The organism is Kineothrix sp. IPX-CK (assembly GCF_039134705.1).
Lineage (GTDB): Bacteria > Bacillota > Clostridia > Lachnospirales > Lachnospiraceae > Kineothrix > Kineothrix sedimenti.
The window spans coordinates 2,217,637-2,244,272 of sequence record NZ_CP146256.1; the positions used below are offsets into that span (position 1 = coordinate 2,217,637).

The 26,636-nt window shown below is 43.0% G+C and carries 29 protein-coding genes, 1 pseudogene and 1 riboswitch; of the genes and pseudogenes, 25 read left to right on the plus strand and 5 right to left on the minus strand.

Going from position 1 to position 26,636, the window contains the following annotated elements:
- Positions 1 to 113 precede the first annotated feature (113 nt).
- The 10 genes and pseudogenes from spoIVB (at position 114) to V6984_RS10785 (ending at position 10,483) form a co-directional block, all read left to right on the plus strand.
- Positions 114 to 1,415 carry a SpoIVB peptidase gene (spoIVB, locus tag V6984_RS10740; RefSeq protein ID WP_342759779.1) on the plus strand — a complete coding sequence of 434 codons (1,302 nt, stop codon included), beginning with the start codon at positions 114 to 116 and terminating at the stop codon, positions 1,413 to 1,415.
- Between the two features lie 366 nt (positions 1,416 to 1,781).
- Positions 1,782 to 2,132: pseudogene (gene spo0A, locus V6984_RS10745) on the plus strand (sporulation transcription factor Spo0A); the annotation flags it as partial.
- 86 nt (positions 2,133 to 2,218) lie between these two features.
- The gene (glgA, locus tag V6984_RS10750; protein ID WP_342759780.1) at positions 2,219 to 3,664 is read left to right on the plus strand and encodes a glycogen synthase GlgA; all 1,446 of its coding nucleotides are present in this window, start codon (positions 2,219 to 2,221) and stop codon (positions 3,662 to 3,664) included.
- A gap of 15 nt (positions 3,665 to 3,679) precedes the next feature.
- Positions 3,680 to 5,338: a polysaccharide biosynthesis protein gene (locus tag V6984_RS10755; RefSeq protein ID WP_342759781.1), complete on the plus strand. Its 1,659-nt coding sequence runs from the start codon at positions 3,680 to 3,682 to the stop codon at positions 5,336 to 5,338.
- 207 nt (positions 5,339 to 5,545) lie between these two features.
- Complete coding sequence (locus V6984_RS10760; protein WP_342759782.1) at positions 5,546 to 6,229, plus strand: dihydrofolate reductase family protein; 684 nt, start codon at positions 5,546 to 5,548, stop codon at positions 6,227 to 6,229.
- Positions 6,230 to 6,285: 56 nt separating this feature from the next.
- Positions 6,286 to 7,290, plus strand: coding sequence for an NUDIX domain-containing protein (locus V6984_RS10765; RefSeq protein WP_342759783.1), 1,005 nt, complete (start codon positions 6,286 to 6,288; stop codon positions 7,288 to 7,290).
- A gap of 73 nt (positions 7,291 to 7,363) precedes the next feature.
- Positions 7,364 to 7,462: riboswitch (TPP riboswitch) on the plus strand.
- 109 nt (positions 7,463 to 7,571) lie between these two features.
- Positions 7,572 to 8,399: a bifunctional hydroxymethylpyrimidine kinase/phosphomethylpyrimidine kinase gene (gene thiD / locus V6984_RS10770; protein ID WP_342759784.1), complete on the plus strand. Its 828-nt coding sequence runs from the start codon at positions 7,572 to 7,574 to the stop codon at positions 8,397 to 8,399.
- Positions 8,396 to 9,214: a hydroxyethylthiazole kinase gene (gene thiM / locus V6984_RS10775; RefSeq protein ID WP_342759785.1), complete on the plus strand. Its 819-nt coding sequence runs from the start codon at positions 8,396 to 8,398 to the stop codon at positions 9,212 to 9,214. Before thiD ends, thiM begins: the two co-directional genes overlap by 4 nt.
- Positions 9,204 to 9,845, plus strand: coding sequence for a thiamine phosphate synthase (gene thiE / locus V6984_RS10780; RefSeq protein WP_342759786.1), 642 nt, complete (start codon positions 9,204 to 9,206; stop codon positions 9,843 to 9,845). The genes thiM and thiE overlap by 11 nt, the downstream gene beginning before the upstream one ends.
- Positions 9,842 to 10,483, plus strand: a complete 642-nt coding sequence (locus V6984_RS10785; RefSeq protein ID WP_342759787.1) for an HAD family phosphatase — start codon at positions 9,842 to 9,844, stop codon at positions 10,481 to 10,483. Before thiE ends, V6984_RS10785 begins: the two co-directional genes overlap by 4 nt.
- A 23-nt stretch (positions 10,484 to 10,506) precedes the next feature.
- Here V6984_RS10785 and V6984_RS10790 read toward each other — a convergent pair whose 3' ends face one another.
- Positions 10,507 to 10,755: a TIGR04076 family protein gene (locus tag V6984_RS10790; RefSeq protein WP_342759788.1), complete on the minus strand. Its 249-nt coding sequence runs from the start codon at positions 10,753 to 10,755 to the stop codon at positions 10,507 to 10,509.
- 251 nt (positions 10,756 to 11,006) lie between these two features.
- Here V6984_RS10790 and V6984_RS10795 point away from each other — a divergent pair, with 251 nt between their 5' ends.
- From V6984_RS10795 to V6984_RS10810, 4 genes are all read left to right on the plus strand, one after another.
- A complete protein-coding gene (locus V6984_RS10795) occupies positions 11,007 to 11,624 on the plus strand; it encodes a GntR family transcriptional regulator (protein ID WP_342759789.1) in 618 nt (205 codons plus the stop codon).
- A 193-nt stretch (positions 11,625 to 11,817) separates the two neighbouring features.
- A complete protein-coding gene (locus tag V6984_RS10800) occupies positions 11,818 to 13,017 on the plus strand; it encodes a glycine betaine/L-proline ABC transporter ATP-binding protein (RefSeq protein ID WP_342759790.1) in 1,200 nt (399 codons plus the stop codon).
- Positions 13,010 to 13,879: a proline/glycine betaine ABC transporter permease gene (locus tag V6984_RS10805; RefSeq protein ID WP_342759791.1), complete on the plus strand. Its 870-nt coding sequence runs from the start codon at positions 13,010 to 13,012 to the stop codon at positions 13,877 to 13,879. Before V6984_RS10800 ends, V6984_RS10805 begins: the two co-directional genes overlap by 8 nt.
- 38 nt (positions 13,880 to 13,917) lie before the next feature.
- Positions 13,918 to 14,784 carry a glycine betaine ABC transporter substrate-binding protein gene (locus V6984_RS10810; RefSeq protein ID WP_342759792.1) on the plus strand — a complete coding sequence of 289 codons (867 nt, stop codon included), beginning with the start codon at positions 13,918 to 13,920 and terminating at the stop codon, positions 14,782 to 14,784.
- 34 nt (positions 14,785 to 14,818) lie between these two features.
- On the opposite strand, the gene V6984_RS10815 is transcribed toward V6984_RS10810, so the two are convergent.
- Entirely contained in the window at positions 14,819 to 15,361 is a 543-nt protein-coding gene (locus V6984_RS10815; protein ID WP_342759793.1) for a hypothetical protein, read from the minus strand.
- A 62-nt stretch (positions 15,362 to 15,423) separates the two neighbouring features.
- A complete protein-coding gene (locus tag V6984_RS10820) occupies positions 15,424 to 16,179 on the minus strand; it encodes a CPBP family intramembrane glutamic endopeptidase (protein ID WP_342759794.1) in 756 nt (251 codons plus the stop codon).
- Between the two features lie 107 nt (positions 16,180 to 16,286).
- On the opposite strand from V6984_RS10820, the gene V6984_RS10825 reads away from it, so the two are divergent.
- From V6984_RS10825 to V6984_RS10835, 3 genes are all read left to right on the plus strand, one after another.
- Positions 16,287 to 16,847, plus strand: coding sequence for a manganese efflux pump MntP family protein (locus tag V6984_RS10825; RefSeq protein ID WP_342759795.1), 561 nt, complete (start codon positions 16,287 to 16,289; stop codon positions 16,845 to 16,847).
- Between the two features lie 107 nt (positions 16,848 to 16,954).
- The gene (locus V6984_RS10830; RefSeq protein ID WP_342759796.1) at positions 16,955 to 17,140 is read left to right on the plus strand and encodes a hypothetical protein; all 186 of its coding nucleotides are present in this window, start codon (positions 16,955 to 16,957) and stop codon (positions 17,138 to 17,140) included.
- A 12-nt stretch (positions 17,141 to 17,152) separates the two neighbouring features.
- Positions 17,153 to 17,407 (plus strand): spore coat protein, encoded by a 255-nt coding sequence (locus tag V6984_RS10835; protein WP_342759797.1) that lies wholly within the window; start codon positions 17,153 to 17,155, stop codon positions 17,405 to 17,407.
- A 55-nt stretch (positions 17,408 to 17,462) separates the two neighbouring features.
- On the opposite strand, the gene V6984_RS10840 is transcribed toward V6984_RS10835, so the two are convergent.
- Entirely contained in the window at positions 17,463 to 18,062 is a 600-nt protein-coding gene (locus V6984_RS10840; RefSeq protein ID WP_342759798.1) for a GNAT family N-acetyltransferase, read from the minus strand.
- A 60-nt stretch (positions 18,063 to 18,122) separates the two neighbouring features.
- Positions 18,123 to 19,862 carry an Rqc2 family fibronectin-binding protein gene (locus V6984_RS10845; RefSeq protein WP_342759799.1) on the minus strand — a complete coding sequence of 580 codons (1,740 nt, stop codon included), beginning with the start codon at positions 19,860 to 19,862 and terminating at the stop codon, positions 18,123 to 18,125.
- Positions 19,863 to 20,041: 179 nt separating this feature from the next.
- Here V6984_RS10845 and V6984_RS10850 point away from each other — a divergent pair, with 179 nt between their 5' ends.
- From V6984_RS10850 to V6984_RS10885, 8 genes are read left to right on the plus strand one after another with little or no spacing between them, the layout of a single operon-like run.
- Positions 20,042 to 20,920 (plus strand): YicC/YloC family endoribonuclease, encoded by an 879-nt coding sequence (locus V6984_RS10850; RefSeq protein ID WP_342759800.1) that lies wholly within the window; start codon positions 20,042 to 20,044, stop codon positions 20,918 to 20,920.
- 11 nt (positions 20,921 to 20,931) lie between these two features.
- Complete coding sequence (locus V6984_RS10855; protein WP_342759801.1) at positions 20,932 to 21,192, plus strand: DUF370 domain-containing protein; 261 nt, start codon at positions 20,932 to 20,934, stop codon at positions 21,190 to 21,192.
- Positions 21,182 to 21,817 carry a guanylate kinase gene (gene gmk / locus V6984_RS10860; RefSeq protein ID WP_342759802.1) on the plus strand — a complete coding sequence of 212 codons (636 nt, stop codon included), beginning with the start codon at positions 21,182 to 21,184 and terminating at the stop codon, positions 21,815 to 21,817. Before V6984_RS10855 ends, gmk begins: the two co-directional genes overlap by 11 nt.
- Positions 21,817 to 22,065: a DNA-directed RNA polymerase subunit omega gene (rpoZ, locus tag V6984_RS10865; RefSeq protein WP_031390158.1), complete on the plus strand. Its 249-nt coding sequence runs from the start codon at positions 21,817 to 21,819 to the stop codon at positions 22,063 to 22,065. The genes gmk and rpoZ overlap by 1 nt, the downstream gene beginning before the upstream one ends.
- A 58-nt stretch (positions 22,066 to 22,123) precedes the next feature.
- Positions 22,124 to 23,461 carry a 30S ribosomal protein S12 methylthiotransferase RimO gene (gene rimO / locus V6984_RS10870; RefSeq protein WP_342759803.1) on the plus strand — a complete coding sequence of 446 codons (1,338 nt, stop codon included), beginning with the start codon at positions 22,124 to 22,126 and terminating at the stop codon, positions 23,459 to 23,461.
- Positions 23,445 to 23,981 carry a CDP-diacylglycerol--glycerol-3-phosphate 3-phosphatidyltransferase gene (gene pgsA / locus V6984_RS10875; RefSeq protein WP_342759986.1) on the plus strand — a complete coding sequence of 179 codons (537 nt, stop codon included), beginning with the start codon at positions 23,445 to 23,447 and terminating at the stop codon, positions 23,979 to 23,981. The genes rimO and pgsA overlap by 17 nt, the downstream gene beginning before the upstream one ends.
- A gap of 33 nt (positions 23,982 to 24,014) precedes the next feature.
- Positions 24,015 to 25,280: a competence/damage-inducible protein A gene (locus V6984_RS10880; RefSeq protein ID WP_342759987.1), complete on the plus strand. Its 1,266-nt coding sequence runs from the start codon at positions 24,015 to 24,017 to the stop codon at positions 25,278 to 25,280.
- Positions 25,281 to 25,303: 23 nt separating this feature from the next.
- Positions 25,304 to 26,437, plus strand: a complete 1,134-nt coding sequence (locus tag V6984_RS10885) for a hypothetical protein (RefSeq protein ID WP_342759804.1) — start codon at positions 25,304 to 25,306, stop codon at positions 26,435 to 26,437.
- The last annotated feature ends 199 nt before the right edge of the window (positions 26,438 to 26,636 follow it).

Here is a 26,636-nt window from a genome sequence, read left to right on the forward strand (position 1 = left end):
AAGAGGGATGTATGTCATATGGAATTCCGGAAGGAATTTCATATAGGCTGCATCCCTCGTTTGTTTAAAAATCATTTATCGTTTGGCTGCGAACGACGAAAGGATGTGAGGACTTGAAGAGCATAAAAGATAAAAAGAGAGACAGAATCGATAATTATAGAATATTTCTGTACCTTGCGCTGTTTTGCAGCACGGCCGCACTCATATGCACCTGCTATTTTACCTTATGGAAAATGGTGCCTTCCAATATCAAAATAAAGGCCGGAGTAGATCAAACGTTGGATTTACAGCTTCCCGCTTCGGGGGATCTGTATAAGGATGCCATAGAGGTGAGCGGGCTTACGGCATCCAATATTCCCAGAGACAGTATTCACATAGATTTAGCCAAGCCGGTAACAATTAAAGCCAATGAAATCAATAAATATGTACTGGATTTGAAGCTGTTTGGAATCATCCCGCTTAAGACGGTGGATATTCAGGTGATTCAGGATAAGACGTTGATCCCGGCAGGAATACCCATTGGCATTTATGTGAAGACAGAAGGAGTTTTGGTAATCGGCGTAGGGGAATTCATTGGGGAGGACGGACAGAAGTATTCTCCTTCCCAATATATTTTGCAATCGGGAGACTATATTACGCAGGTCAATGAGGAGAAGATAACGAGTAAGACAACCTTCGTGGATATAGTAAAGCATTCCGAGGGACAGGAGATGGTTCTTACAGTAAAGAGAGAAGAAGAGATACTCACGTTAAAGGTAAAGCCTGAGACGAATCAAGCCGGAGATTATAAAATTGGGGTATGGATCAGAGATAACGCGCAGGGGGTAGGAACGATGACCTACTTAAATGAAGGCTCCGGCTTCGGCGCATTGGGACACGGAATAAACGATGTAGATACGAGCACACTTATGAATCTGGAGGAGGGCAAGCTGTATCAGACTGAAATTGTGGGCATTACGAGAGGGAGCAACGGTTCTCCCGGAGAATTGACAGGATATATCGAATACGATGATTCTAAGATTATAGGGGAGATAACCGAGAATACATCGGAGGGCATATTCGGCTACTGCAATGAGCAGATAAAGGCGCAGGTGCCCTTCGGGGAGCTCCCCATCGGCTTGAAACAGGAGATAAAAAAAGGGCCGGCACAAATCATTTGCAGTATCGAGGGACAGCCAAAGTATTATGATATAGAAATATTGGAGGTGCATCTGAATAATGACAATATAAACAGAGGTATCGTCCTTCGAATTACGGATCAGGAACTGCTTTCTTTAACAGGAGGAATTATACAGGGAATGAGCGGGTCGCCCATTGTGCAGAATGGAAAAATAATCGGAGCGGTAACCCATGTACTTGTTCAGGACGCGACCAGCGGATACGGCATTTTTATTGAAAATATGCTGCTGCATTAAAAAAAATAAGAATTAAAAAAGCTTCCAGACCGCATATATATGCGGAAATGGAAGCTTTTCTATCTTTTGTGCGATGCTTTACTGTTGAATCATCAAATAGTGTTCCTTTATAATAGACACTAGCAATATTTGGAAATAAATATCATTTGAATTGGATTTTCAGATATTAGCAAAGAAAAAAGTCGGAGGTTTGATATGGAGCAACTGAATCTAACAGCAACAAAGGATAATGAAAGGGTATACAAAATACTTGGTGACCTGATGAATATGGATAAGGAATTTCAGATTATGATAACGGTACCGTCCGGTCATAAAGACTCCTCCATGGCAGGGCAGGAGACAGTTGTGAAAAGCATTAATACGGAGAGGGACCTGGAGAAGGATGTTACTGAAATGATTCACGAAATAGGCGTTCCGGCCCATATTAAAGGCTATCAGTATTTAAGGGAAGCTATCATGATGTCGGTGGAGGACACGGAGATGCTCAATTCCATTACTAAGGTACTTTATCCCTCCATTGCGAAAAAATATCAGACTACTTCCAGCCGCGTGGAAAGAGCAATCAGACACGCCATTGAAGTAGCATGGAGCAGGGGAAGAATGGAAACCTTGGATGCACTGTTCGGCTATACAATCAATACGGGTAAAGGAAAACCGACTAATTCGGAGTTCATTGCGCTGATTGCAGATAAAATTCGTTTGCAGTACAAAAACTGATGAAATAACAGAAATTAGTGTTTTTAATACTTTCAAAGCACTCCGATATGATGTATAATGACTCTAAGTATATTGGAGGTTAGGCTATGAAGAAAATTTTATTTATGGCGTCGGAGGGTGTACCCTTCATTAAGACCGGCGGTTTGGCTGATGTGGTCGGTTCTTTGCCGAAATGTATAGATAAAGAGTATTTTGACGTCAGAGTCATGATTCCCAAATATAGCTGTATAACGGAAGAAATGAAAGAAAAAATGACGTTTAAGACTTACTTTCATATGGATTTTAATTGGAAGAATGAATATGTGGGAATCATGGAGGCGAAGGAGGATGGAGTAACTTATTATTTCATCGACAATGAAACCATGTTTTCAGGATTTAGGCCATATAGTGACAATGTTTTGGAGGAGGTCACCAAGTTTTCCTTCTTTTCCAAGGCTGCGTTATCTGCCCTTCCGCTCATCGATTTCAGACCGGATGTGATTCATTGTCATGATTGGCAGACAGGACTCGTTCCGGTATATTTAAAAGAGCGTTTTCAGGGGAGCGAATTTTTCCGCGGAATAAAGTCCGTAATGACTATTCACAATTTGAAGTTCCAAGGGAAATGGGATGTGAAGACCGTAAAGTCAATTACCGGATTGCCGGATTATTTTTTCACGCCGGATAAGCTGGAAGCATATAAGGATGCGAATCTACTAAAGGGAGGTATCGTATATGCGGACGCAATAACTACGGTAAGCGATACTTATGCGGAGGAAATTAAGACTCCTTTTTACGGGGAAGGCATGGACGGACTCCTTCGTGCGAAAGAAAAGGACCTGCGGGGAATCGTAAATGGTATTGATTACGATGATTTCAATCCCGAGACCGATAAATATATTGAACATAATTACAATGCGGTGAATTTCCGAAAGGAAAAAATTAAGAATAAACGCGCACTTCAGGCGGAACTCGGTTTGGAGCAGGATGATAAGAAGATGCTGATTGGCATCGTATCCAGACTGACGGACCAGAAGGGTTTTGACCTGATCAGCTATATGATGGAAGAAATGTGTCAGGATGCGGTTCAAATCGTGATATTAGGAACCGGTGAGGAGCAATATGAAAATATGTTCCGTCATTTTGACTGGAAATATAACAATAAGGTTTCTGCCAATATCTTTTACTCCGAGGCGCTGTCCCATAAGATTTATGCGGCGTGTGACGCTTTTCTCATGCCGTCCTTGTTCGAGCCCTGCGGACTCAGCCAGCTCATGGCGCTTCGCTACGGAACGGTACCGATTGTAAGGGAGACCGGCGGATTGAAGGATACAGTAGAACCTTATAACGAATACGAGAGCGAAGGAACCGGATTTTCCTTTTCCAACTATAATGCCCATGAGATGCTGGCGACGATTCGCTATGCGGAGCGTATTTATTACGATAGGAAACGTGAGTGGAATAAGATTATCGACAGAGGAATGGCGGCAGACTTTTCTTGGCACGTATCTGCGAAAAAATATCAGGAAATGTATGATTGGCTGATAGGATAGAGGACGGATACCATTATGTCTGACAATAAGAAAAAAGACGGATTTATTATGCAGGCGGGAATACTCGCTGCAGCGTCCATAATATGCAGAATTATTGGTTTGCTTTATAAGAGTCCGCTGACAGCCATTATCGGAGACGAAGGCAACGGCTATTACGCGACGGCGTATACATATTATACGATTATCCTTCTGGTTTCATCTTACAGCATTCCGTCGGCAATTGCAAAGGTGCTCGCACAGAGACTTGCGCTGAAAGAATACCGTAACGCACAGAGAATCTTTAAGTGCTCTGTGCTATATGTTATGGTAGTCGGAGGGGCTGCAAGTCTCATATTGTTTATCTGTGCGCCATATATCGTTATGGGACACTCAGTTCCGGTGCTTCGCATTTTTGCGCCAACTATTTTTTTCTATGGACTGCTGGGAGTTCTCAGAGGATATTTTCAGGCTCACAGGACGATGATGCAGACCTCCGTATCCCAGATATTAGAGCAGATACTCAATGCGGCGGTGAGCATGGGGGCGGCATATTTTCTTATGTGGGCGGCAAGTGCTTCCGGGAAGGACGGAAGCGAGCAGGCTATGTACGGAGCTATCGGCAGTGCGCTGGGGACCGGCAGCGGCGTGTTGATTGCCCTTTTATTCATGGCCGCGGTATATGCAATGAACCGTAAGACGATAGGCAAACGCATTGAGCGTGATATGACAACGGATGAGGAATCCTATAAGGAAATATTTAAGACCATAACCTCGGTAGTGACGCCTTTTATTCTGGGTACCTGTATCTACAATTTGGTAACGGCACTGGATCAGACCATTTACCTGAGATTTATGGTGCATTTAAAGGATATGGACTTTTCAGAGGCATCCACGAGTTATGGAATTCTGGCTCAAAAGGCGGTGACGATTTCCAATATTCCCATCGCTCTGGCTTCTGCCATGTCTTCGGCGATCATACCGACCATAGCTTCGGTCTATGCGCAGGGGGCATTTAAGCAGGCGAAGAAGAAGACCGCTTCCGCAATAAAGGTGACGATGCTGATTTCAATACCGGCGGCGGTGGGAATCGGCGTGTTGTCAAAGCCCTTGGTTTTGGCATTGTTTCCCCAGTTAGAGTCTTTAGAACTGGCGTCCAGGCTGTTGACAGGACTTTCGGTAACGGTTATTTTTTATGGATTATCTACGCTGACTAATGCGGTATTACAAGGGATTGGTAGAGTGAACACTCCGGTCATCAATGCGGCGATCGCTCTCATTTTGCAAACAGCGATGTTAGTTCCCGTCATATGGTTTACGGACTTAGGGATTTACGGTGTGATGCTGGCCACGATGATGTATTCGCTCATGATGTGCATATTAAATAGCATATCTTTGCGAAAATATTTGGATTATAAGCAGGAATTCGATAAGACCTTTGCAAGACCTATGTTTTCCTCACTGATTATGGGTGCGGCGGCATTTGGGATTTATGAAGGGGCTTCGTACCTTTTGGAGATGTTTATGTCTTCCTTATATTTTATCAATTTAATCGCTTTGATCATAACGATAGGGTCTGCAGTTCCTATTTATTTCGTGTTGATTATTAAACTAAAGGCGGTAAAGGAGAAGGATCTGAAGGGGCTTCCCAAAGGACATTTATTAGTGAAAGCCGCAAAGAAGCTGCGGTTGTTATAGATGACACAAATAAGATATGAATTTATATGGAGGCAAATGCCGGGAACATCAGTGTCCCGGTGGCTGTCTCTTTTTTTTCGGGGTCAGGGATAAAATAAAGAAAGCGATTCCCAAAGGTTTGAAAATATAGTAGAATATCAGTGAAACAAGCAAAACATTAAAGTTATGTAAACTATCTGTTTTTATAATGCGCAGGAGGATATATCGATGAAGCAGCGACCTGTTACAACATTATTTATGCTTAGTTCTGTAGATGGAAAAATTAGTACGGGATCATCGGATATTTTAGATGTTGACTGTGACTTTCCCAAACTGAAAGGTGTCAGGGAAGGACTCCACCAATACTATGAAATAGAGCGGACAACAGATCTATGGTCGTTGAATTCCGGGCGTGTACAAGAAAAAATAGGAGTGAACCGGAAAGAGTTTCCTGATAAGACTCCCGTTTCTTTTGTAGTAATAGATAACAAGCACCTGACGAAGCATGGTGTTCGTTATTTTTGTTCGCTGTCGAAGGCGTTTGTACTTGTAACGACAAATAAAGAGCATCCGGCATTCTCCCTGAAGGAAGATAATCTGCATATTATCCTGCAAGAGAAGCTGAATCTGAAGGAAATGTTAGAAATATTGAAAGAATCATATAATTGTGACAGAATTACCATACAGACGGGAGGAACTCTCAATGGGCTGTTTCTCCGTGAGAAGCTTTTTGATTATATAGATATTGTTATACCGCCTGTTCTCATCGGCGGAAAGGAAACTGCCTCTCTGGTAGACGGAGTTTCTCTTTCTAAGTCTGAGGAGCTTGAGCAGTTGGGGATTCTAAAGCTCGAAGCATGTGATGTTCTTGAAGATTCCTATATTCGCTTGAAATATAAGGTTATTGGATGATAATATAAAGCTTGCGGAAAAATCATAACTTTTTTAGAAAGGCTCTGTTGATTATTATGACATTGACAACTCTTTGTTACATAGAAAAAGATGACTCCTATCTTATGCTCCATCGTATCAAAAAGGAACATGACATTAACAAGGATAAATGGATCGGTATCGGCGGCCATTTTGAAGCCGATGAAAGTCCGGACGACTGCGTAGTCCGGGAAGCGAAGGAGGAGACCGGGCTGACACTCACCTCTTATCGGCTTCGCGGAGTCCTGACTTTTCTGTGCGACGACATTACGGATTATTATATATTCATATACACTGCCGATGGCTTTGAAGGAGATTTGAAAAGCTGTAATGAAGGAACGTTAGAGTGGGTAGCGAAGGATAGAATCCCATCTTTGAATTTATGGGAGGGTGATCTTATTTTTTTCCGGCTCCTGGAGGAAAATGTTCCCTTCTTTTCCTTGAAGTTACACTATATAGATAATATATTAAAGGGAGCCGTTCTAAACGGCAAAGAGATGGAGCTTTTCGACATTGTAGATGAAAATGGGATCCCTACTGGACGGGTGAGGGAACGTTCTCTTGTTCACCGTTACGGCGATTTGCACCGAACTGCCCACGTATGGATCGTTCGCAGGAACGAAAGAGGCAGCTTCGATGTGCTTTTGCAGAAACGAGCATTCGACAAGGACTCCTTTCCCGGCTGCTTCGATATTTCCTCCGCAGGGCACATTCCTGCAGGAATGGATTATCTGGAATCCGCCTTACGGGAACTGGAAGAAGAGCTGGGAATTACTGCGTTGCCCGAAGACTTAAAGCTTATCGGCTATCACGACGGAGAAGTCGTGACCTCATTTTATGGCAATCCCTTCCACAACCATGAGTTCAGCGCTGTCTATGTCTTATCTTTGGATATTCCGGTTTCCTCTTTTCACTTGCAAAAAGAGGAGATCGAGTCTGTGGTATGGATGGATTACGAAAAATGCCTCGCCGCTATGCGAGACGGCACTTTGGCTCATTGTATTTTTATCGACGAGTTTCTGGCTTTGAAAGCATGGATGTGAATTAAATTTGCGCGAATGAGCTTGCTTTTTTGGATAAAACGATGTAAACTGCTATATTATAATTGAATAGCATACAAGTTTGCGGGGGGACTCTTTGGAGTTGAGAAGGCAGAACCTGACCCTTTGAACCTGTTGGTTAATACCGACGTAGGGAAGCAAATCATCTTTTGGGTGATTCGGACGCTTTGTGTATACGCGAAGCGTCCTTTTTACATATAGGGGTGTTTTTTGTTTCGGCAAAAGCACCTCTTTTTAATATCAAAAAATATAGGAGATTGAATATGAAAAAGGTATTGAGTATTGCAGGCTCGGATTGCAGCGGCGGTGCCGGCATCCAGGCTGATTTAAAGACCTTTTCCGCCCATGGAGTGTTTGGCATGACAGTCATTGCCTCGGTGGTTGCGGAGAACACCTTTCGGGTTATTGAATATCAGGACATACGGCCCGATATCATCGAGAAACAAATCGATGCTGTTTTCGAGGACATTCCGCCCGATGCGCTGAAAATCGGTATGCTGTCATGTAAGGAAGGTATGCTGGCGGTGGCAGGCAAGCTTCGTGAATGGAAGCCGTCCAATGTGGTTATTGACCCGGTAATGTACGCAAAAAACGGTTGTGCGCTCATGGACCCGGATTCCATAGATACATTGATTGCCGAGGTGGTGCCGCTTGCCGATGTAATTACTCCTAACATTCCCGAGGCAGAGAAGATGGCTGGAATACGCATTTATACGCAGAAGGATATGAGGAAAGCGGCTCGGATCATCCATGATATGGGTTGCAGGGCGGTACTGGTGAAGGGAGGACACAGTGAGGGTGACGCTACGGATATCTTATTTGACGGCAGCGAGTTTTACAGTTTTTCCTCTCCGCGTATCCCAACCAAAAACACCCATGGTACCGGTTGCACCTATTCTTCGGCTATTGCCTCTAATCTTGCATTGGAGCTGCCGATACGGCAAGCTGTCGCACGGTCTAAGAAGTATGTTACTACGGCTATTGCCAATGCTCTGGAAATCGGGCGGGGCAACGGACCGACGCACCATTTTTACGATTTGTTTCAACATGGATTATCAGATGTGAAAAACTGGAGGGAGGATATTACATGAGAAAAATATACATGGATCTTGTGGGGCAGGTACGCATGAAAAAGCCGTTGGTACACCATATTACAAATTACGTTACGGTAAATGACTGCGCAAACATTACGCTGGATATCGGAGCATCGCCCATCATGGCCGATGCGCTGGAGGAGGCCGCGGATATTGCCGGCATAGCCTCGGCAGTTGTGCTGAACATGGGGACGCTTAATGAGCGCACCATTCCCGCAATGATCACGGCAGGCAGGGCGGCAAACGAGGCGGGAGTTCCGGTTGTATTCGATCCGGTAGGAGCCGGGGCTTCTAAACTTCGCAATGAAACGGCTGTCAGAATTTTGCGGGAGATGAAAATCAACGTCCTGCGCGGCAATATTTCAGAAGTACGGTTTCTCGCGGGCTTGCATGCGGAAACAAAAGGTGTGGATGCGGACGAAGCCGATCTGCAAAATATAGAGGATGCCATATCTGTGGCAAAGACAATGGCAGTCCGGTCAGGCTGTGTGGTTGCGATTACCGGAGCAGTAGATGTGGTATCGGATGGGGGGAGAAGTGTCTGTATAGAAAACGGTCATTCCATGCTGGCAAATCTCACGGGAACCGGCTGCATGTGTTCTTCGCTGATAGGCTCCTTTTGCGGAGCGGCCCCGGAATCTCCGTTAGAGGCTGCGGTCACGGCCTTGCTTTCTATGGGTATTGCCGGAGAGCTCGCCTTTGAACGGGCAGGGCATAACGGTAACGGCAGCTTTCATGCGGCTTTGCATGACGCAGTGAGCAAATTGGATGGGGAAACTCTTGGAAGGAGGGCAAGGCTATATGAAGCCTGATATCGACTATACCCTATATCTTGTTACAGACAGAGAACTTATGGTCCAGGAAACCATAGAGGAATCGGTGGAGGAGGCAGTCAGAGGCGGCTGCACATTAGTGCAGCTTAGGGAGAAAAGGGTATCCTCCCGGGAGTTTTATGAAACGGCTGTAAGAGTACGAAAGGTAACATCCCGGCTGGATGTGCCGCTTATCATTAATGATAGGGCGGATATTGCTCTCGCAGTGGAGGCGGACGGAGTGCATGTGGGACAGGGGGATATTCCTGTCGATGTAATACGGAAAATGGTCGGGCCGGATCGGATCGTCGGGGTATCGGCGGGCAGTCTTACCGAGGCGATTTCCGCCGCTGATGCAGGTGCAGACTATCTGGGAGTAGGTGCCATGTTCGCTACGGGAACGAAAACGGATGCCAATATTACTCCTATACAGGTACTGAGGCGCATACGGGAGGAGGTTCGGCTTCCCATTGTCGTGATTGGGGGAATTAACAAAGAAACGATACCGCTTTTTCATGGCATAGGTATCGACGGGCTGGCAGTAGTTTCTGCCATTGTTTCCCAAGAGGATACGGCAGGTGCGGCACACGAGCTGAAAAACTTATTCCTTAAAGGGAGGAGCAGGGCATGAAGGCATATATATTCGATCTGGACGGTACCCTGCTGGATTCCATGGGCGTATGGGAGCAGATTGATGCGGAATTTCTGACCAAACGAGGAATAGAGATGCCGCCTGATTATATTAGTGCTGTCTGCGCACTCAGCTTTCAGGAGACCGCAGCATATACTATTGAGAGGTTCGGCCTTCCGGTTAGCGTAGATGAACTGCTGAAAGCATGGAATGCTATGGCGGTACATGCATACGGTCATACCGTTGCGCTAAAGCCGTATGCCAGGGAGTTTCTTACTGCAGTCAAAGAGAGAGGCGTTAAACTTGGCATAGCTACCAGTCTGCCTGCAGCTCTTTACGAACCGTCGCTTCGAGGGCACGGTATTATAGAGATGTTTGATGTCGTTTGTTCCACAGATGAGGTGGGTTTGGGCAAGTCCAGTCCCGAGGTGTTTCTGTACACTGCGGATAAACTTGGTGCAGCGCCTAAGGAATGTGTGGTATTCGAGGATATTTTGCAGGCGATTCAGAGTGCTAAGCTAGCTGGAATGGTTGTATATGGAGTGTTTGATGAAGCGTCAAAGGAGCAGTGGGCTGCCATACAGAAAATCGCAGACGGTGTTCTATATGATTTTAAAGACGCGCCGCTGCCGCAATAAGGGAGACGAAATGTCATTTTTAATTATTCAATCGCTTCCCCGTGCAGAACGACTCTGCCGTTGTCCGGGCATTTTACATCAAACATTTTAGCTGTTTGATTACCATAATCGAGAGAAGCACCGTTTTTGAGTGCATACACCATTGGATAAGCACAGTTCCAAAGCTCGTGGCATAGGGGCGGGCAGATGTCATCGATGATATATTCGTCTCCCGTTTTACTATATCCACATCTGCATTTACTGCTAACAACAGTCAACTTTACTTTTCCCATAATTCTTCACCTTTCATATTATTTATCTAAATATATTACCTTGTTATGCTATTGTTTTGCAACATTTTTCTGTATTTAGATTTATGGATAAAATAATGAATCAACAGGCCTTATAAAACAATATGAGAAATTGAAATCAGCAAATATTTTATATCTTGTAAAATCACATGGATTGTTTTATACTATATATCGATAACGATACAGACTGTATTATCGCTTCCATAATTATTTACTAATAACTGAGGTTTAACATGAAAATTGACATTCCAAAATATCAGCAGATTGCTGCAGATATCGCAGCCAAGATCGCTTATGGTGATTATTCGGAAGGCGAAAAGATATATGTTCGCTCCTCTTTAGCAAGCCAATATGGAGTTTCCTCCGAAACGGCCAGGCGTGCAGTATGCGTGCTGTCGGATATGAAAATTGTGGAAATTACAAAGGGCAGCGGAGTTCTTATTAAGTCCAGAAAACTAGCCATGGATTTCATTAATAAGTTTGATTCAGTCAGTCAGATGAGTGAGCTGAAAAAGCATATTCTAAACAGTATAGAGCAACAAATTACGCAAAGCACCGAGTTAAAAACGATGGTTACCGAGTTGATGTACAAAACAGAACGTTTTCGTGTAGTGAATCCATTTTCACCTTTTGAAATTGCTATTACGGAACAGGCATCTTATATAGGTCAAAACCTTTCGGAAAGTAATTTTTGGCATAATACTGCGGCAACTGTCATTGCGATACGGCGCGGAGAACAAATTATTATATCCCCCGGACCATATGCGGTAATCACAGAGGGAGATATCCTTTATTACGTCGGTGATGAAAACTGTCATGAGAGAGTGAAGAATTTTTTGTATTCAAAATAAATAACTGGTATATCAAGCAGATTTTCCATAACGGAGAATCTGCTTTTTTGTCTAAATGATATTTATAGTGCTGAAATCTTACTTATTTTGTATATGCTTTAAATTTGACACATATTTTTATTTATGTTAGCATTAAAGAAACAACTTGAAAATAATATAGTGTTGTTACTTTGAAAAAATAAGGAGGAGATGTATGCCAAAAGTTGAAATCAAAGGGCTATACAAAATATTTGGTCCGACGCCAAGACAAGTCATAACTATGTTGCAAGACGGTGCGGATAAAGCCAATATTTTAAAAAAGCACAAGCATAGTGTTGGTGTGAATAATGCTTCCTTCACGGTTGAAGAAGGAGAAATATTTGTTGTTATGGGCTTATCAGGCAGCGGAAAGTCGACGCTTATACGTTGTTTAAATCGTTTAATAGAGCCCACGGGAGGTAGTGTTTTCATTGATGATCAAGATATTACGAAAGTATCTGCCGCACATCTTCGAGAAGTGCGGAGAAAAAAAATCGCGATGGTTTTTCAGAACTTTGCACTTTTGCCGCATAAAACCGTACTGGAAAATGTGGCATTTGGATTGGAAATACAAGATGTAAAAGCGGAAATACGTAAACAAAAAGCGCAGGAAATGTTGGAAACTGTAGGGTTAAAAGGATATGGAAATGCAAAACCAAATGAATTGTCGGGCGGCATGCAGCAAAGGGTGGGACTTGCAAGAGCTCTCGCAACAAAAGCAGACATTCTTCTGATGGATGAAGCATTCAGTGCCCTTGACCCGTTGATTCGTAAGGACATGCAGAATGAACTTCTGTCCTTGCAGCATAAATTGAAAAAAACAATAATATTTATAACACACGATTTGGACGAAGCGCTGAAAATCGGAGACAGAATTGCAATTATGAAGGATGGCAATATTGTTCAAATCGGTACCGCTGAAGAAATTCTTCAAAGTCCTGCGGATGATTATGTCCGTGAATTCACACAGGATGTAAACCGGGCAAAGATTATTACAGCCTCTGCAATCATGCGTGATGCTGAAGCACTGGTTCTCGAAAAATCGGGAATTCGCATGGCTGTTCGCAAAATGAAAGATTTAGGCATTTCAAGCCTTTTTGTAACAGATAAAAGCAATATGCTGCTGGGAATCGTCACAATTGAACAGGTGTCTTCGCTGATAAAGGAAGGTAAGGAGGATCTGGCATCTATTATTGATGACAACATTAAAACAGTAGGCCCCGAATCGTCAATTGATGAAATTATCCCGTTGTTTTTGTATTCAAATTATCCCGTTGCGGTGGTGGACACAGATAAAAAGTTAAAAGGAATTATTTTTAAGTCTACTGTGCTTGCCGGTATTGCAGGAGAAGGGAGGGAACCTTACTATGTTTAGTGAAAAACTTCCAGTGGGTAGTTTCGTGGAAAAAGGCATTGACTGGATGACACAAAATTTTAGTGGATTCTTTACCTCGATAAAGGAAGCTCTCTCCGGAGTTATTGATGGCACAAGCTGGCTTCTTACCATTATACCGGCTTTTGTTTTTATAATTCTGGTCGTTCTTTTCGCGTGGTGGATTGCAGGAAAGGGGCTTGCGATTTTTGCCGGAATTGGTCTTTCTCTCATATATAATCTTAACCTTTGGGATAAGACCATGCAAACGCTGGCCTTAGTCGGCGCCTCAACTTTGATTGCTTTGCTTATCGGTTTGCCTCTTGGTATTCTTATGTCGAAAAGCGATGCAGCAAACAAGATCATACGGCCGATATTGGATTTTATGCAAACGATGCCGGCCTTTGTGTACTTAATTCCGGCGGTATATTTCTTTGATCTGGGTACTGTCCCCGGTGCGGTAGCAACCATCATATTTGCCATGCCGCCTATCGTACGCTTGACAAACCTCGGAATCCGTCAGGTGCCTGCGGATGTAGTGGAAGCGGCTAAATCATTTGGCTCGACCCCTGCACAGCTGCTTTTTAAAGTTCGGATCCCTCTTGCGGTTCCTACTATTATGGCAGGGCTGAATCAAACTATCATGCTTTCTCTTTCCATGGTAGTCATATCGGCTATGATTGGAGCCGACGGTCTTGGCAGAACCGTCTATGAAGGCATAACACAAATGAATATCGGGAAAGGCTTTGAAGGGGGGCTGGCTGTAGTCATCATGGCTATGCTGCTTGACCGTATTACACAATGTCTCGGCTCAACACCACAAAAGTCGGGAAAAGAGTTCATAAAAAAATTACTGGGTAAATGACCTTACAATAAATCAAGCCAAGAAATCAGGAGGATATTATGTTAAAAAAAATAACTTTAATGCTTATATCAGTGTTATTAATAGCCGTGGCCGCAACAGGGTGTGGCAGAACAGAAGATAAGGACACGAAAGGAACTGTTAAACTGGCATATGTCAATTGGGCGGAGGGTATCGCAATGACGAACCTTGCGGCAGCTGTGCTCGAGGAGAAAATGGGATATGAGGTTGAGCTGACTATGGCTGATGCTGCTCCTGTATTCACTTCTGTATCAAGCGGAAATACCGATGCTTTCCTGGATGTCTGGCTCCCGGTAACTCATGAAAGCTATATTGAAAAATATGGGGATGATATGGTGGATTTGGGTATATCATATGAAAACGCGCTTCTGGGATTAATCGTACCTTCATATGTTGAAATAGACAGTATTGAAGAGCTTAATGAAAATAAAGGTATGTTTGGCGGCGAGATCATAGGAATAGACGCAGGCGCAGGTTTGATGGCAGCTGCAGAAAAGGCGGTAGAGGAATATGCTCTGGATTATAAACTCCTGACCGGCAGCGGACCGACCATGACGGCCGCATTAGGAAAAGCAATTGATGCAAACAGCTCTATTGTAGTTACCGGATGGGCACCTCATTGGATGTTTGCAAAGTGGGATTTAAAAGTGCTGGAGGATCCCAAAGGTGTATTTGGTGAGGTTGAGAATATTCATAAATATTCCAGAAAAGGTCTGGAAGAAGATATGCCGGAGGTTACGGCATTTCTAAAGAATTTTAAAATGACAGAGGCTGAACTTGGTGATCTTATGGGTGTGATCGAAGAATATGACGGTGAACCGCTGGATGCGGCACATAGTTGGATGAATGACCATGAAGGCCTTATCAACGAATGGATAAATTTTTGAAAAATCGCAAAAAGAGTCAGATAAAAGCGATAAATTACTCCTGCGATCGATATTGCGCGATGGGCCAGTCGGACCATACCTGAACTTCAACGTAAGCAGGTTGTGCAAATATGGGCTCCTTCCAATCATTTTGAGGGAGCCCATATTTGTTGATAACTTTTAGTATTTCATCATAAGTATAAACAGTTTTTCTGAATTCCAAGTGATCCGTAACTTTAGGGCTGAACGTAGGAAAAGTATCTCCGTAAGTAAACGATAAGGTTTTTAAGTCAAATTCACTTATTGGAATTCTAATATGATCCGCGGTTTTATACCATGTATTCAGCCAGAGACATTCTTCAACAACCATATAATATGGAGTTTGTCTGATAGGAAGTCCCCCCTTTTCGATGAACATTTTTCGAGTCAGTTGTTCTAAATATCTTCTGCGGGAGAGGTACTGTGGATTTCTTCTTGTCGCAAAGACTTTCCCCTCATTTTGTAAGTTATCTTGAATTTTCTGAGCTTCATCCAACGGTAATTCTGAAAGATTGACAAATGGTCCTTTTTCCTTTTCAAAATAATGATATAAATTCACACGTAATTCTCCTTATATGAACAGCATTAACAATAGCTTGGTCAGCGTCATCCTAATGTGCTTTATATAGAATATACTGCAGTAATAAAGGATATAGTTGAAAACAAGTTGCACATACAATGAAATGTTATTGATATATAGATGTTTTTCTTCTTCCAAGCAATAAATGAGGCAGGCAGAAATACAAAAATTCTAAATAGATTATTGAAGGGAAGCCATAGATGATATAAGGAAAACAGCATAGTAATTATCAATGGTGCAAAAGCCCCAAATCTTCTTATTTTTGATGTGAGGTAGCCTCTGAAAAAGAGCTCTTCAATAATCGGGCCAACTATAACATTGAGAATAAAATATCCAATACAAGTTAATATTAATATATCATTAGGATATTGCTTGAGATATTCGATATTAGTCCAATCAAAATATACGGGAATAAGTGGTGCCAGACGATTGGATACCGGAGCGAACAGGAGATTTTCCAAAGGAGCTATGGTTACAGACATAATGCCTGCAAAAGCGAATAGGAAAAAACCATATAGAAGTATTTTCCACCAGCTCATTCTGTTATGAAATAAAAACGAGCTTTTTAATGAATAACTGCCATATTCTTTTTTACTTGAATATAGAACAATACCTAATTCAATTGGAAATAAGATAAAGACTGCCAAGAGAAAGAACAATAAAAGTGAAGGGATTTTATTTTGCAAAAATCCTATAAAAATATAAACTGCGGTCAGTAACGAAGTAGGAATAAAAATATAGCAAAGTAATCTTGGTAGACTTATTTCTTTTTGTATGTCTGCGTTAATTGTTTCCATGTATGTTCCCCCATATTATTCAAATTTGTTTCGTTTCAAATTTAAAAGTTATAAGAAAAATTATACTATATTATTTACAGGTAGTAAACGGCGGAGGCAAAAGAAAAATGGATTTGATTACATTATTTACGCTTGCCGCAGGCTTATCCATGGACGCTTTTGCAGTAGCTGTCTGTAAGGGACTCGCTATGCAGAGGATGACGATAAAAAAAGCGGCGGCAGTAGCTGGATGGTTTGGAAGCTTTCAGGCATTAATGCCCGCCGTCGGATATATGCTGGGAATACGGTTCCGGGATGAAATTGCGGCAGTGGATCATTGGATCTCATTCCTTTTACTATTGTTAATTGGTGCCAATATGATTAGAGAGGCAATATGGGGGAAAACGGAAGAGAGCAATGATTCCCTTGCGCCCAAGGAAATGTTCATTCTTGCAGCGGCTACAAGTGTCGATGCGCTGGCGGTAGGAATTACCTTTGCTTTTTTGGATGTGAATATTTTTACGGCAATAGTCGTTATCGGTACAGTTACATTTATTTTATCCATGGCGGGCGTGAAAGCAGGGAACCGATTCGGGATGAAATATAAGGCAAAGTCGGAAATCGCGGGAGGCGCAGTACTGATATTGCTGGGGATAAAGATTTTAGCAGAGCATATTGGAATATTCTAAATTTAAAAGGTGAACTTTATTAAGAATAGAAAGAATTACATGTATAGAAATGAACCCTCTGGTAATAATAGGAATGAAAATATTTTATTAGGAGGTTACACAAGATCATGACTAATTTATCTGAATTAGACTTACAGAATCTTCGTCATTTAATTGGCGGGTATGACACTACTCACTGCAAGCTGACAGAATATGCGGAATGCGCCACCGACTCCAATGTGAAACAATTTTTTGAAAAAGGCGCGCAATCGGCGATGGACAATAAACAGCAGCTTATGAAATTTTTGCAGTAGGAGGGTGAGAGAATGCAGGAAAAAACAATGGTAGCGGATACCTTGGCAGGTATTAACGGAGAACTCGTTCGTTTCGGCGAGATGATTCCTCAGACGGAAAACAAGGAACTGAAGCAGACATTAAAGCAATTCAGGAACACATGCGAACAGTCGCAGGAAGAATTATATCAGATTGCAAGAGAAAAATCATACTACGTACCGGCTTCCAAGGCAACACAGGAAGAAGTAGAGCATGTAAAAACCTTATTTACCAGCGGAGTTTTATAAAACTTATTATTAATTCAAAACGGCGTATGCGGTAAGCGACGCCGTTTTTACATAACTATATATCGGAGATATGAATATACTTCTTATAATATTCCGGCGGTACCATATATCTGTAAATGGAATCGAAATCCGAAAGTAAAGTGCCCTGTGCGGGAGATTTCAGAACCGGAAGAAAAAGAATTCTATAATGCACGCCGAATATTTCCGCTAGAATACCCGCAGAATAAGCCCCGTTTCTCTCATAAAAAGAAATTCGTTTATCTCTGACAAGCCGTTCGCTTTCATCTTTTGCATAATCTGGGTTTTCTGTCTCGATCAATATACCGTCGCAATTCGGAAGAGAGTGTTTCATTTTCTCAAGAAAATAAGAACCGATTCCTTCGCTGCGGTATTGTTCCATTACTGCAAAATAATCTAACAAGATATTTCGGCATCCGGGAAGAACTGTAAAGAAAGCATAACACAATAGCTCGGTATCCGTTTCCTTATATAACCCATAGCCGGCATAAATACCCTCCTCAGCCATCCGGCTAATGGAAGAAACAGGCTTCCTCTCATCTGCCGGAAAATGTCTCACAGAATGTGTAGTATATACGGAAATCAATTCTTCCCTGGTTAATTTCTTAATTACTGAATTTTCTCTATTATTTACCATTACATACAACTCCTTGAACTCTTTTTTTATTCTCGCGCCAATCTTTACGGAAATATTCATCTATTCGTTTACAGGCTGCAAAGAACTGATATCCGAATCGATTACCATGGAATAGTTAGTATAATATATGACAAAACCGGGTTTTCCCCCATTAGGCTTCTTAATATTTTTCTTTTCCGTATAATCGATTTCCACCTTATCCTGCCCCTTAGCCTTGGAATAGTGGGCGGCAAGCCTGGATGCCTCTTCAAAGGTACGGTCGGGCAGCTTTGCACCGCCTGTTTTTACAATGACATGGGAGCCGGGAATGCCCTTGGCATGAAACCACCAGTCGTTTCCTGAAGCCAGCTTAAAGGTGATTTCTTCATTCTGATAATTATTCTTTCCTACATAAATATGGAAGCCGTCGCTGCTCATATAATGGAATGGTTTGCTCGTGATCTTTTCTTTTTTTGCGCTGCCCTTTCTGCGGACATAACCGTTCTCGATCAGCTCCTCCTTGATCTGAACGAGGTCCTCCTCCAGGAGGGCGATATCCAGTGCGGTACTGATGGATTCCAGATGTTCGATTTCCGCCTTTACTTCAAGTGTCAATTCAGACAAGGCTTCAAAGGTCCGTTTCAATTTGTTATATTTTTCGAAATATTTTTTCGCGTTTTCCGTGGCAGTTAAAGTAGGATCCAGAGGAATTGTGATTTCTTCGTTGGTATAGTAATTCAATGCAACCATGGATTCTGCGCCAGGTTTCACTTCATAGCCGTAAGTGTTCAGAAGTTCTCCGTACACCTTGTATTTTTCCCTCTTTTCGGTATCTTTCATTTGACGTAGCTGTAAATCATACTTTTTGATATTTCTCTCCAGCGCAGTCTGCACAATCTTGCGCAGGTCCACAGATTTTTGACGGATTCTTGTAACCGCATTTTTCCGGGCGTAATATTCCTCCAGTACATGGCTTATGGAATCGCAGAGAACCCTTTGGCTTTCCCCGTACATGGTCAACGGAACGGATGCGAATTCCACCGGAGTTTTGTTATCATAGATGATGTTAGGAAAGAAATCACCATTTTTCACAGCACAGATAAGAGCGGAGAACTCTGCATAAAGGGTGTGCATGCGTTCGGGAGAAAGAGAAGCTACGGGATAATCCCCGTCAATTTTCGCGAGGCAGCAAAGCTCATGGGAAATCGTCGGCGAAAATCCGGTATAGGTACTGTAAATGGCTTTGTATACAGGCATACTTTTTTTACTGATTTGACGAGTGAAATCTTCCTCGGATGCTGTAAGCGGATCAGCCTTGTCCATGGTCTCCGGTATAAAATAATGCCTGCCGGGAAGTACTTCCCTCACACTGCTGACCATGCCCGAAATATGCTTTATGCTGTCGATGATTATATTTTCGTCATTAACAAAAATGATATTGCTGTGCTTTCCCATAATCTCAACGATAAGTTTCTTTGTGCATAAATCGCCCAGCTCGTTTAGATGTTCAATTTCTATTTGAACGATTCGTTCCAGTCCCGGCTGGGTAACGCTGATTATTCTGCCGTTTTGAATATGTTTCCTAAGAAGCATGCAAAAGCCCGGTGCGGTCATGGGACTTTGCTTGTTGCTATCCGTCAAATAAATCAGAGGGAGGGAAGCACCTGCTGAAATGAATAATCTTTTCTGACCGCCGCTGACCTTTATGGTAAGAAGCAGTTCGTCGTTTTCCGGCTGTGCGATTTTATATATGCGCCCTCCTATAAGGCTGTCATTTAAATCCTTTACAATATTTGCAATGGTAATTCCATCGAATGCCATATGAGTACCTCTCTTTTCAATTAAATAAAATAGTGCTACGGCTTTGATTCTACAATATTTTGCATTGTATTTCAACTGAATGTGCGTGTTTTTCGGCGGGTTCATCTTGACGAGGCGGAATTGGTATTCTATAATAATATGAAGTACGCATAGAGCGTGCAGTTGGAGAGGGTAAATCGATGATCAAGAGCATGACTGGCTTCGGGAGATACGAAGCGGCGGAGGCAGACCGCAAGATTACGGTAGAGATGAAATCCGTTAATCACAGATATTTGGATGTAAATATTAAGATGCCCAAAAAGCTCAACTTTTTCGAGGCGGCAATCCGCGCTGAGCTGAAAAATTATATCCAGAGAGGAAAAGTCGACATTTTCATTACGTATGAGGACTTTACGGAAAACAACGTCTGCATTAAATATAATAAGGACATTGCTGCCGAATATATGGGATACTTAGAGCAGATGGCGGAGGATTTTCATCTGGATAACGACATTCGCGTTTCCGCTCTTTCCAGATATCCTGAGGTGCTGGCGATGGAAGAGCAGAGCCCTGATGAAGAGGAAATATGGAAGGTTCTGGATAAGGCGATTAAAGGGGCTTCGGAGAATTTTGTAGAGACCAGGATAAAAGAGGGCGAAAATCTCAGGGAAGACTTGATCAGTAAACTAAATGTAATGCTTTCCCACGTGGAATTTATTACTGAGCGTTCCCCTCAGCTGGTTGCCGAATATAAGGACAAGCTCCGTGAAAAAGTAAAGGAACTTTTAGAGGATACGCAGATGGATGAGAACAGACTCCTTATGGAGGTTACTCTTTTTGCGGATAAGGTATGTGTGGATGAAGAACTGGTGCGTTTAAAGAGCCATATTGAGACTACAAAGAGCACGTTGATCGAGGGCGGAAGCATTGGAAGAAAGTTGGATTTTATCGCGCAGGAGATGAACAGAGAGGCCAATACGATACTGTCGAAAGCCAACGATTTGGAGATTTCTAACCGTGCTATCGAATTGAAGACGGAAATAGAAAAAGTCCGTGAACAAATACAGAATATAGAGTAGGATAAAATACCATGAATAAGTTGATTCATATTGGTTTTGGGAATATAGTAAATACCGGTAAGATAATTGCAATCGTCAGTCCGGATTCTGCGCCTGTAAAGCGTATGGTGCAAAATGCCAAGGAATCTGGAATGGCAATTGATGCAACGCAGGGGAGAAAAACGAAAGCGGTGCTTGTTATGGAGAATAATCAGTTGGTATTATCGGCGCTTCTGCCGGAGACAATTGCGAACAGGGCACAGGCAGAAAGTGGAGAGACAGATGAAACGTAAAGGAATTTTGGTGGTAGTGTCGGGCTTTTCGGGGGCCGGCAAAGGAACCTTGATGGAGCAGCTTCTTAAGACATATGATAATTATTCATTATCCATATCGATGACGACCCGTGCGCCGAGGCCGAAGGAGCAGGAGGGCAGAGAATATTTTTTCGTGACGAAGGAAAGTTTCGAGGGAGAGATAAAGCAGGACGGGCTGATCGAATACGCGACCTACTGCGAGAACTACTACGGCACGCCCAGAAAGTATGTGGAAGAGCAGCTCAATATGGGCAAGGACGTTATTCTGGAGATAGAGATTCAGGGAGCTCTTAAGATAAAGGAGAAATTTCCCACGGCCCTTTTATTGTTCGTTATGCCGCCGTCGGCGAAGGAATTGGAAAATCGTCTGACTAAGCGGGGGACGGAGCCGCCGGAGGTAATCGAAAAGCGCTTAAGCAGGGCGACGGAAGAGGCACAGGGAATAGAAAAATATGATTTTATCGTAGTTAACGATGATTTGGAATCATGTACGAGGCAATTGCATAATTTGATTACGGCAGCACATGATGCCCCCATTAGAAATAAAGAATTTATAGAAAATATGAGACAAGAGCTTCAGGCGCTTGTGAAAGGAGAAAAATAATGTTACATCCATCTTATTCTGATTTAATGAAAGTAGTAAATAGCGAGGTAGAGCCGGGAGAGGCTCCGGTAGTTAACAGTAGATATTCCATTGTTATGGCGACTTCTAAGCGTGCGAGACAGTTGATTGCGGGCGAAGATGCTTTGGTAGACGACGAAGGGAAGAAACCTCTGTCTGTTGCGGTAGAAGAATTAAATCAGGGGAAAATAAAGATTTTGAGCGAGGACGAAGCTCAGTCTGAAAAATAACCGATTGTAAATTTTGTGCCCGTGAATTATGCGGGCATATTCATTTTGAGGAGCACATATGAAAATTTTATTCGTATCACTGGGATGTGATAAAAATCTGGTTGATTCCGAGGTGATGCTGGGGATGCTGTCGGAAAAGGGGTACTCTTTTACGGACGATGAGGCGCAGGCCGACATTATTGTGGTCAACACATGCTGTTTTATCGGCGATGCGAAGGAGGAAAGCATCAATACGATTCTGGAGATGGCGGAGTTAAAAAAGACCGGACAATTAAAGGCCTTAATTGTGACGGGCTGTTTGGCACAGCGTTACCAGAAGGAGATTCAGGAAGAAATAGCGGAAGTGGACGCAATTATCGGCACGTCGGCCATCGATAAGATCGTGGAAACCGTAGAATCGGTACTGGCAGGAAAGGGTGAGAATCATATTGAACCTTTGGATTCAGAGCCCCTTGGAGATAAAAAGCGCGTTGTGACTACGGGCGGGCATTATGCTTATCTGAAAATCGCAGAAGGGTGCGAAAAGCATTGTACTTACTGCATCATTCCCAAGGTGAGAGGTAGTTACCGAAGCGTTCCCATGGAAAAGCTCGTATCCGAGGCAGAGAAGCTGGCGGCGGGCGGTGTGAAGGAGCTCGTGCTGGTAGCCCAGGAGACAACTCTTTATGGCAAGGATCTGTACGGAGAAAAGAAACTGTCTCAATTACTCCGCATGCTTTGTGAGGTTTCGGGGATTTACTGGATCCGTATTCTGTACTGTTATCCGGAAGAGATCACGGACGAATTGATAGAAACCATAAAGCAGGAAAAGAAAATCTGTAATTATCTGGATATTCCCATCCAGCATGGCTCAGATACTATCTTACGGCTCATGGGGAGAAGGACGGACAGGCAGGAAATAAGGGATATTGTTATGAAGCTGCGAAGCAGCATTCCCGATATATGCTTGCGGACGACGTTAATTACCGGTTTCCCGGGAGAAACGGAGGCAGACCACGAGACACTGTTAGAATTTGTTGAGGAGATGAAATTCGACCGTTTGGGGGTATTTACCTATTCGCCGGAGGAAGATACGCCGGCGGCTGAGATGGAGGACCAGATACCGGAGGAAGTCAAGGAAGACAGAAAAGCACAGCTTATGGAGCTGCAACAGGATATCGCTTATGAGGCGGCAGAAAATATGGTAGGGAAGGTGCTGTATGCCATGATAGAGGGTAAGGTGGCGGATGAGGACGCATATGTTGCCAGAACTTATAAGGATGCACCTAATGTGGATGGCTATTTGTTCATCAATACGGATAAGACTTTGATGAGCGGAGATTTCGTAAAGGTGAGAGTGACTGGTTCTTATGAATATGATTTGATAGGAGAGATATATGATGAATTTACCGAATAAGTTAACTATTTTCAGAGTAATTATGATTCCTTTTTTTGTGTTTTTCACATTGGTTCCCGTTGCAGGAGAGGCGAGTAAATGGATAGCCTTGGCCATATTTATTATAGCAAGCCTTACGGATTGGCTGGATGGATATCTTGCGAGGAAGAATGATCTCGTAACAAATTTCGGGAAATTTATGGATCCCCTTGCAGATAAGCTGCTCGTATGCTCGGCACTCATCTGTCTGGTGGAACTTAAGAGCATTCCGTCCTGGATCGTCATCGTTATCATCGCCCGTGAGTTTATTATCAGCGGTTTCCGCTTGGTGGCTTCCGATAATGGTGTGGTTATTGCGGCCAGTTATTGGGGGAAATTTAAGACCACCTTCCAAATGATAATGATTTGCCTTATGATTGCAGATCTGGAGCCTTTAAATCTGCTTACGACTATCGTTATGTGGGTTGCGCTCATATTGACAATAGTTTCTCTGGTAGATTATATCGTAAAGAATAAAGAAATAATGATAGATGTGAAATAGTGGCCAATGCAGGCTGCAAAGAGGATGAGAAAGATGGTAGTGGAATTAATTGCGGTAGGAACGGAGTTATTGCTCGGCAATATAATAAATACTAATGCTGCTTATCTTGCCGAAAGATGTGCAGATTTGGGATTGTCCTGCTTTTATCAGAGCGTGGTCGGGGACAATGAGGATCGTCTGGCGAATGTAATAAAAACCGCACTTGAGCGTTCGGACATCGTCATACTTTCCGGTGGATTAGGACCCACGGCGGACGATTTGACAAAAGAGACTGCGGCGAAGGTGATGGGCAGAAAATTAGAGATGCACGAGCCTTCCAGAAAGTCTATCGAGGAATTTTTCCTGAGGAGAAATCTGGAGCTGACAGAAAATAACTGGAAGCAGGCACTGATACCGGAGGGAGCCATTGCTGTAGACAATGAGAATGGTACAGCTCCCGGAGTGATCATAGAAGGGAAAAGCAAGAAAGTAATTCTTCTTCCCGGCCCTCCGAACGAATTGATACCGATGTTCGAAAAAAGTATTATACCTTATTTATCTGGTGAAAAAAATGGGACCATTTATTCTCGGACGGTAAAAATCTGCGGTGTCGGGGAGAGTAAGGTGGAGACGGTGGTAAAGGATTTAATCGACGGGCAGAGCAACCCGACCATCGCCCCTTATGCGAAAAACAGCGAGGTACACCTTCGTGTTACGGCCAGTGCTGCGGATGAAGAGGAGGCACAGATGTTCCTTATGCCTATGCTCGAGGAGCTGACGAGACGGTTCGGAAATACTATCTATACTATGGATACGGATGTAACCTTAGAAAAAGCGGTAGTCGATCTGCTTGAGGAAAGGCATCTGAGTGTGAGCACGGCGGAGTCCTGCACGGGAGGGATGCTGGCGGCAAGGCTTATCAACGTCCCCGGCGTATCCAACACTTATAAATCAGGATATATCACTTATTCCAATAAGGCCAAAAGAAAGGTCCTCGGCGTGAAGAAGTCTTTGCTTGAGAAAAAAGGTGCAGTTAGCGAAGAGACGGCGGAGGCTATGGCAAAAGGAGCGGCAGGAATTTCAAAAGCTGACGTGGCGGTGGCGGTTACAGGAATTGCAGGACCGGACGGCGGAACAAAGGAGAAGCCGGTAGGCCTTGTATATATCGCATGTAACGTGTGCGGCAGGGTGACGGTAAAGCGATACCATTTTAGTGGAAATCGAGCTAAGATAAGGGAAACGACGGTGTCTAACGCATTGATTCTCATGAGACAGTGTATCTTGGAGCATGATGAAGAGATTGCTTTCGGTAAGAAATAAGAACATCATGGGGAGGATGGATTATGGAACAACCGGGTTTAGAAGACGGCAGCAATAGAAAGTACGAGAACGGGGTGTTCAGCGGAGTGCGGAATAATGACCAAGGCCAGCCGTATACACCGCCTTTACATAATTATAATAGGAATAATTATTCAGGAAGCTATTATCAGGATAATACGAAGAATTTTCTGCCTGAAAAGCCTTTGCCTGAAAAATCTTTTACTCAGAAAGCGATATCCGGGAGACCTGTTATTGATAGAAATTATTCACAAAGTAATTATTCTCGAAATCCTTTTCCTCGAATGCCAAATTACGGGAAAGATAAGACAGACTATTCGGTGCTTATACTTTCCGTGTCGGCGGCAGTGATCATGCTGCTTGCAGCTTTTTTACTGACGGTATTTCTTATTGATGACATATCCGGGCGAAAGGAAATGCAGGAACGAAGCGGCGTCGATATACAGGAAAACATACCGTATATGGAAGATGAACCGTATTCCGACTTTGCTTATCCGGAGTGGGAGAGCGGAGGTTCTTTGGATTACTATATGGAATTAGAGGATGCCATACGCACTGATCTTGATTATTCCATTTTGTGGGAAAATTATAGTTATGAAGAGAACGACGGAAATATCAGTATTGAAATTGATTATCCTATAATTAAAGGGGATGCGCCGAACAAGGATATTCTGAATGGTATTATTGAGGATGAGAAAGTATATTTCGAGGAGTATATAAGAGAATATTCAAAGTATATGCTAAGCAATGAGTACTTTTATGTATATGCCGGCGGTTACGTCACCTACATGGATGAGGAAATCATGAGCGTGGTGTTCAGTGAGGAGATTTATACGGACTACTGGCAGGACTATCAACTATATTGCATCAATATAGATATGGAGAACGGAGTGGTCATTGATAACGGCAGCATTCTTAGAGTCAATGATGAATTCCTGCAGGCTTTCAGGAACAAGAGCGAAGTCCAGAACGGTGGTGCACTGGATGAAATGTCGGATCAGGAGCTCATGTATCATTTAACGGAAGGAAGTACGATCATCTTCTATACCCCTCTCGGCATGGAGGTGGGGATGAATTATGACGACGGTTTCATTACGGTTACCTTTGATGATTATAAGCCTTATATGGAGAAATATTGAAATAAAATTATTAATAATTACCGGAAGATAAAAGCTTCCGGTATTGTTATTTAGAGAAAGATATGATAAATTAAAGGAGAACTGTTCATGAAAACTATAGCGATATTAGAATGCAAATCCGGCGTTTCAGCCAAAGGTTCCATAAAGATGCGAAGAATATTGAGATAATGTTGGAAAAGGGATGAGGAAGGAACTCTTA

Excerpts from the sequence above, each read along its gene's own strand:
- V6984_RS10855 (WP_342759801.1), top strand. The coding sequence starts at position 20,932 with ATGAATAAGTTGATTCATATTGGTTTTGGGAATATAGTAAATACCGGT.
- V6984_RS10830 (WP_342759796.1), top strand. The coding sequence starts at position 16,955 with ATGACTAATTTATCTGAATTAGACTTACAGAATCTTCGTCATTTAATT.
- V6984_RS10785 (WP_342759787.1), top strand. The coding sequence starts at position 9,842 with ATGAAGGCATATATATTCGATCTGGACGGTACCCTGCTGGATTCCATG.
- V6984_RS10845 (WP_342759799.1), bottom strand. The coding sequence starts at position 19,862 with ATGGCATTCGATGGAATTACCATTGCAAATATTGTAAAGGATTTAAAT.
- V6984_RS10760 (WP_342759782.1), top strand. The coding sequence starts at position 5,546 with ATGAAGCAGCGACCTGTTACAACATTATTTATGCTTAGTTCTGTAGAT.
- V6984_RS10820 (WP_342759794.1), bottom strand. The coding sequence starts at position 16,179 with ATGGAAACAATTAACGCAGACATACAAAAAGAAATAAGTCTACCAAGA.
- gmk (WP_342759802.1), top strand. The coding sequence starts at position 21,182 with ATGAAACGTAAAGGAATTTTGGTGGTAGTGTCGGGCTTTTCGGGGGCC.
- pgsA (WP_342759986.1), top strand. The coding sequence starts at position 23,445 with ATGAATTTACCGAATAAGTTAACTATTTTCAGAGTAATTATGATTCCT.
- V6984_RS10885 (WP_342759804.1), top strand. The coding sequence starts at position 25,304 with ATGGAACAACCGGGTTTAGAAGACGGCAGCAATAGAAAGTACGAGAAC.
- V6984_RS10805 (WP_342759791.1), top strand. The coding sequence starts at position 13,010 with ATGTTTAGTGAAAAACTTCCAGTGGGTAGTTTCGTGGAAAAAGGCATT.
- V6984_RS10825 (WP_342759795.1), top strand. The coding sequence starts at position 16,287 with ATGGATTTGATTACATTATTTACGCTTGCCGCAGGCTTATCCATGGAC.
- glgA (WP_342759780.1), top strand. The coding sequence starts at position 2,219 with ATGAAGAAAATTTTATTTATGGCGTCGGAGGGTGTACCCTTCATTAAG.
- V6984_RS10755 (WP_342759781.1), top strand. The coding sequence starts at position 3,680 with ATGTCTGACAATAAGAAAAAAGACGGATTTATTATGCAGGCGGGAATA.
- V6984_RS10765 (WP_342759783.1), top strand. The coding sequence starts at position 6,286 with ATGACATTGACAACTCTTTGTTACATAGAAAAAGATGACTCCTATCTT.
- V6984_RS10880 (WP_342759987.1), top strand. The coding sequence starts at position 24,015 with ATGGTAGTGGAATTAATTGCGGTAGGAACGGAGTTATTGCTCGGCAAT.
- thiE (WP_342759786.1), top strand. The coding sequence starts at position 9,204 with ATGAAGCCTGATATCGACTATACCCTATATCTTGTTACAGACAGAGAA.
- V6984_RS10810 (WP_342759792.1), top strand. The coding sequence starts at position 13,918 with ATGTTAAAAAAAATAACTTTAATGCTTATATCAGTGTTATTAATAGCC.
- V6984_RS10800 (WP_342759790.1), top strand. The coding sequence starts at position 11,818 with ATGCCAAAAGTTGAAATCAAAGGGCTATACAAAATATTTGGTCCGACG.
- V6984_RS10795 (WP_342759789.1), top strand. The coding sequence starts at position 11,007 with ATGAAAATTGACATTCCAAAATATCAGCAGATTGCTGCAGATATCGCA.
- thiD (WP_342759784.1), top strand. The coding sequence starts at position 7,572 with ATGAAAAAGGTATTGAGTATTGCAGGCTCGGATTGCAGCGGCGGTGCC.
- V6984_RS10840 (WP_342759798.1), bottom strand. The coding sequence starts at position 18,062 with ATGGTAAATAATAGAGAAAATTCAGTAATTAAGAAATTAACCAGGGAA.
- V6984_RS10790 (WP_342759788.1), bottom strand. The coding sequence starts at position 10,755 with ATGGGAAAAGTAAAGTTGACTGTTGTTAGCAGTAAATGCAGATGTGGA.
- V6984_RS10850 (WP_342759800.1), top strand. The coding sequence starts at position 20,042 with ATGATCAAGAGCATGACTGGCTTCGGGAGATACGAAGCGGCGGAGGCA.
- rimO (WP_342759803.1), top strand. The coding sequence starts at position 22,124 with ATGAAAATTTTATTCGTATCACTGGGATGTGATAAAAATCTGGTTGAT.
- rpoZ (WP_031390158.1), top strand. The coding sequence starts at position 21,817 with ATGTTACATCCATCTTATTCTGATTTAATGAAAGTAGTAAATAGCGAG.
- V6984_RS10835 (WP_342759797.1), top strand. The coding sequence starts at position 17,153 with ATGCAGGAAAAAACAATGGTAGCGGATACCTTGGCAGGTATTAACGGA.
- thiM (WP_342759785.1), top strand. The coding sequence starts at position 8,396 with ATGAGAAAAATATACATGGATCTTGTGGGGCAGGTACGCATGAAAAAG.